Origin of the sequence: Campylobacter concisus, assembly GCF_002912895.1 — a bacterium.
Lineage (GTDB): Bacteria > Campylobacterota > Campylobacteria > Campylobacterales > Campylobacteraceae > Campylobacter_A > Campylobacter_A concisus_G.
The window spans coordinates 1-3,858 of record NZ_POZX01000047.1 but is presented as its reverse complement, the minus strand read 5'-3'; the positions used below and the strand labels follow the sequence as shown (position 1 = coordinate 3,858).

Annotated in this window: 5 protein-coding genes; 3 read left to right on the top strand and 2 right to left on the bottom strand. The window is 41.0% G+C overall.

From position 1 onward, the window contains the following. Window positions 1-252 precede the first annotated feature (252 nt). Together CYP51_RS05710 and surE are read right to left on the bottom strand one after the other, a co-directional pair. Window positions 253-900, bottom strand: a complete 648-nt coding sequence (locus CYP51_RS05710) for a tRNA threonylcarbamoyladenosine dehydratase (RefSeq protein WP_103624717.1) — start codon at window positions 898-900, stop codon at window positions 253-255. Beyond that, window positions 890-1,666, bottom strand: a complete 777-nt coding sequence (surE, locus tag CYP51_RS05705; RefSeq protein WP_103624716.1) for a 5'/3'-nucleotidase SurE — start codon at window positions 1,664-1,666, stop codon at window positions 890-892. The genes CYP51_RS05710 and surE overlap by 11 nt, the downstream gene beginning before the upstream one ends. Before the next feature lie 102 nt (window positions 1,667-1,768). Here surE and lpxB point away from each other — a divergent pair, with 102 nt between their 5' ends. From lpxB to CYP51_RS05690, 3 genes are all read left to right on the top strand, one after another. Then, entirely contained in the window at window positions 1,769-2,803 is a 1,035-nt protein-coding gene (gene lpxB, locus CYP51_RS05700) for a lipid-A-disaccharide synthase (protein ID WP_103624715.1), read from the top strand. Window positions 2,804-2,806: 3 nt separating this feature from the next. Continuing rightward, on the top strand, window positions 2,807-3,292 hold the full coding sequence (gene greA / locus CYP51_RS05695; protein ID WP_072594430.1) for a transcription elongation factor GreA: 486 nt from the start codon (window positions 2,807-2,809) through the stop codon (window positions 3,290-3,292). Window positions 3,293-3,355: 63 nt separating this feature from the next. Continuing rightward, a partial coding sequence (locus CYP51_RS05690) for a metallophosphoesterase (RefSeq protein WP_346209661.1) occupies window positions 3,356-3,858 on the top strand: 503 nt, incomplete at its 3' end.

Here is a 3,858-nt window from a genome sequence, read left to right as displayed (position 1 = left end):
ATAGAATTTTTACTATCTTTGCAAATTTTAAAATCTTACTCACTAGCCTTAGCAACTTACTAATTTTAGGGTTCATAAACATTCGCCACTAAAATTAGAGCCGTGATATGCTCGCTCATAAATTTTTAAAATTTGCTAGATTCTCATCTTGGATTATTAAATTCGTGTTTTGTAGAGCTGGCTATTAAATTTATATCCAAAAAATACCAGCTTTAATTTAAAATTTTGCTCAGAGAACAAATTTTTGACTTACTACCCAACTATCTTTTTAACAGCTAGTGAAGCTAAATTTAGCCCAAAGCAAGCAGTCACGCCCATGAAGCTTCCAAGTGGCTTGCAAAGTGGCTCTTCAATCGAAAAGACCACGTCAAATTTACCGCTAAAGCCTGATTTTTTGAGCTCATATCTATATTTTCTGGCTAGTGGATCGACCGATGTTTTCCAAACGCTAGCCACCTTGATCTTGGTTGGATCAACCCTTTTTGCCCCACCCATCGAGGCTATAAATTTGCTAGTATCTACCGCATTTGCAAGGGCGATCTTGGCGGTGATATCATCGATCGCATCGACCACCACATCAAATTTACTAAAGTCAAATCCAGTGACAAACTCAGGCGTGATCAGCGTCTGCATAGGCTTGATGCAAGGATAAATTTTGGCAAACTCCTCCACCTTTACGCCGCCTACGTTTTCACTGTAAATTTGGCGGTTTTGATTTGTCACGTCAAAGATGTCTTTATCGATTAGCGTGATGCTTCCGACCCCGCTTCTAGCAAGCGCATCTACGCACATCCCACCAACGCCTCCAGCTCCGCAAACTAGCACTTTTGCGCTTTGAAGCTTGCTAAAACCATCCTCGCCAAAGAGCCATCTTATCCTTGTAAATCTATCATTTTGCATCAAATTTCCCTTTTAAGCTCTCCATGCTCTCGTATGAAGTCATGTTTAGTTTTATGGGCGTTATCGTGGCAAAGCCCTCATTTACCTTGCTGATGTCGCTTGGCTCGCCTTTTTCATATTCAAGTGCGGCGTTTCCAAGCCAGTAGTACTCGATGCCTCTTGGGTTGCGATTAAGCGTGGCATGCGTGGCGTAGGTGCGTCTGCCAGCTGGCACGACGGCATAACCTTTGAAATTTTTGCTAGTTGTGGCTGGGATATTTACATTTAGAAATTCTCTTTGATTTAGTAAAATTTCACCCTCTAGCACCTTTGGTACGATAAATTTCACGACCTCTTTTGCTAGCTCAAAGCCAAGTTCATTTAGTGAGTTATTTGCATAAAACTGCGAAAAAGCGATACTTCTAATACCCTGCAAAACGCCCTCCATCGCCGCTCCGCACGTGCCAGAGTAGGTGATATCCTCACCCAAATTTGCTCCGTGATTTATGCCACTTATTACAAGGTCTGGCTTTTTGTTATAAAGTGCGTGAAGTGCGAGGTAGACGCAGTCACTTGGCGTTGCGTCGTCAAGTTTAAAAAAGTTATCATCAAGTTTTATAAACCTAAGTGGCCTTGTGAGCGTCAAAGAGTGAGCGCAGGCTGATTTTTCAGAGCTTGGAGCTACGATCGTGACATTTACGCCATCTATCTCGCTTAAAGCTTCTTTTAAAGCAAGCAAGCCAGTCGCCTCAAATCCATCGTCATTTGTTATCAAAATTTCTTTCAAATTTTATCCTTTAAAGGGTTGGATTTTATCACAGCTTTCTTAAAATTTTAAAGAATTTTTGCGTATAATGCCCCCAAAAAAAGACCTGATGAAAGTGTGTAAATGAAAATTTTAGTCTCCGCTCTTGAGCCATCAGCAAATTTGCATTTAAAAGAAATTTTGAAAAATTACGAGGGCGAATTTGAGCTAATGGGAATTTTTAGCGAAGAGCTTGGCACGCCATATATGAAAAGTAGCGAATTTTCAGCGATGGGCTTTGTCGAGGTTTTGCCGCTCATTTTAAAAGCAAAAAAGGCGATGAAGGTGATGAGCCAGATGGCAAAAGAGGCTGATGCCGTGCTACTAATAGACAGTCCAGCTTTTAACTTACCGCTTGCAAAGGCGATAAAAGAGGCTGGGGTAAAGGCAGCCGTGACATATTACATCTTACCTCAAGTTTGGGCGTGGAAGCCAAAAAGAGTGAGCGTTGTGGAGAGGTATTGTGACAACCTAGCTTCGATCCTGCCATTTGATGCGAAATTTTATAGCCGATCGACCTACGTGGGACATCCTTTGATGGATGAGATAAAGCTTAAGAAAACTAGCCTAAGTAGCAGTGGCAAAGTGGCGTTTTTGCCAGGATCAAGAAGGTCAGAGATTTCAAGGCTGATGCCAGTTTATAGAGAGCTTGCTAAAAAGATAGAAGCAAAAAGGCTGCTTGTAGTGCCGCCATTTTTGCTTGATAAAGTGGGCGAAATTTATGGCGATACAAGCGATTTTGAGGTCGTTTCAAACACGCCTGAAGCCTTGTATGAGAGCGACTTCGCCTTTGTCTGCTCTGGCACTGCTACGCTTGAGGCAGCGCTCATTGGCACGCCATTTGTGCTAGCATATAAGGCAAAAGCGATAGATGTTTTCATCGCTAGAAAATTTGTAAAGATCAAGCATGCTGGACTTGCAAATATAATGTTTGACTTCATGGGCAAAGAGCCGCTTCATGAGGAGTTTATCCAAGAGTTTGCAACGGCTGAAAATTTGCTAAGAGCTTATGAGAGCTGCGATAGGCAAAAATTCTTAAAAGGCTGCGATGAGCTAAAGGCTTACCTAGGGCATGGCAGCAGTAAAAATGTAGTGAAAATTTTAAAAAATATGGAGTAAAAAATGAGTGAACCAATGACAATGCACGGATACGAGAAGATAGAAGCTGAGCTAAAGGATCTAAGGCTAGTGCAACGCCCACAAATCGTAACAGAGATCGACATCGCAAGAAGCCACGGCGATCTAAAAGAAAACGCTGAGTATCACGCTGCAAAAGAAAAGCAAGCTTTCATAGATGCTAGGATAGCAGAGCTAAGCGCGCTTCTTGCAAATGCTGAAGTGATCGATCCAAGTAGCTATGAGCACGATAGAGTTAGGTTTGGCTCAAGCGTTACGATAATGGACGAGGAAACCGAAATAGAGCACACATATACGATAGTTGGCATTAGTGAAAGCGACATCGATAAAGGCTATATCTCGATAAATTCGCCACTTGCAAAGCAGCTCTTGGGCAAGGCTGAGGGCGATGAGGTAGTGCTAAATTTGCCAAAAGGTAGAAGCGACGTTGAGATCGTAAAAATTTGCTACAAGCCTATAAAATTTGACTAAGAAGATGAGACAAAGAGTCAGAAACTGCTTTTTGGCTCTGCTAATTTTTAATTAAGGCAAAATTTGAGCGAATATCTATATGCTCCCGTTATAAAAGAAGGTGCGATCTTTTTAGCTGATGCGCATGAAAACGTAAACCGAAATGGCTTTTTAAAATTTTTAAGAGCCATTGATAGCGGGGAGATCAAAGAGCCGCCACAAATTTTTTTGTTAGGCGATATGTTTGACTTTCTAACGGGCGATGGCGAATACACAAGAGAATTTTACTCTGAGCACTTAAGCCTTATAAATAAAATTTCACAAAAGGTGGAATTTTTTTACTTTGAGGGCAATCACGATTTTAGACTTTCAAATTTATTTAATAAAACAAGAGAAATTTGGGATGAGCGTGAGATGCTGCGCTATAAAAGCGTTAGGGTTTATGATATTTACGATCAACCAGCAAATTTTAAGACGATCAATGAGGAGCGCGTTCAGATCGCGCATGGTGATATATTCTTACCTTTTATAGATAAATACGCACTTAGATTTTTGCGTCTTAGATGGTTTTTAAAATTTATGAATAC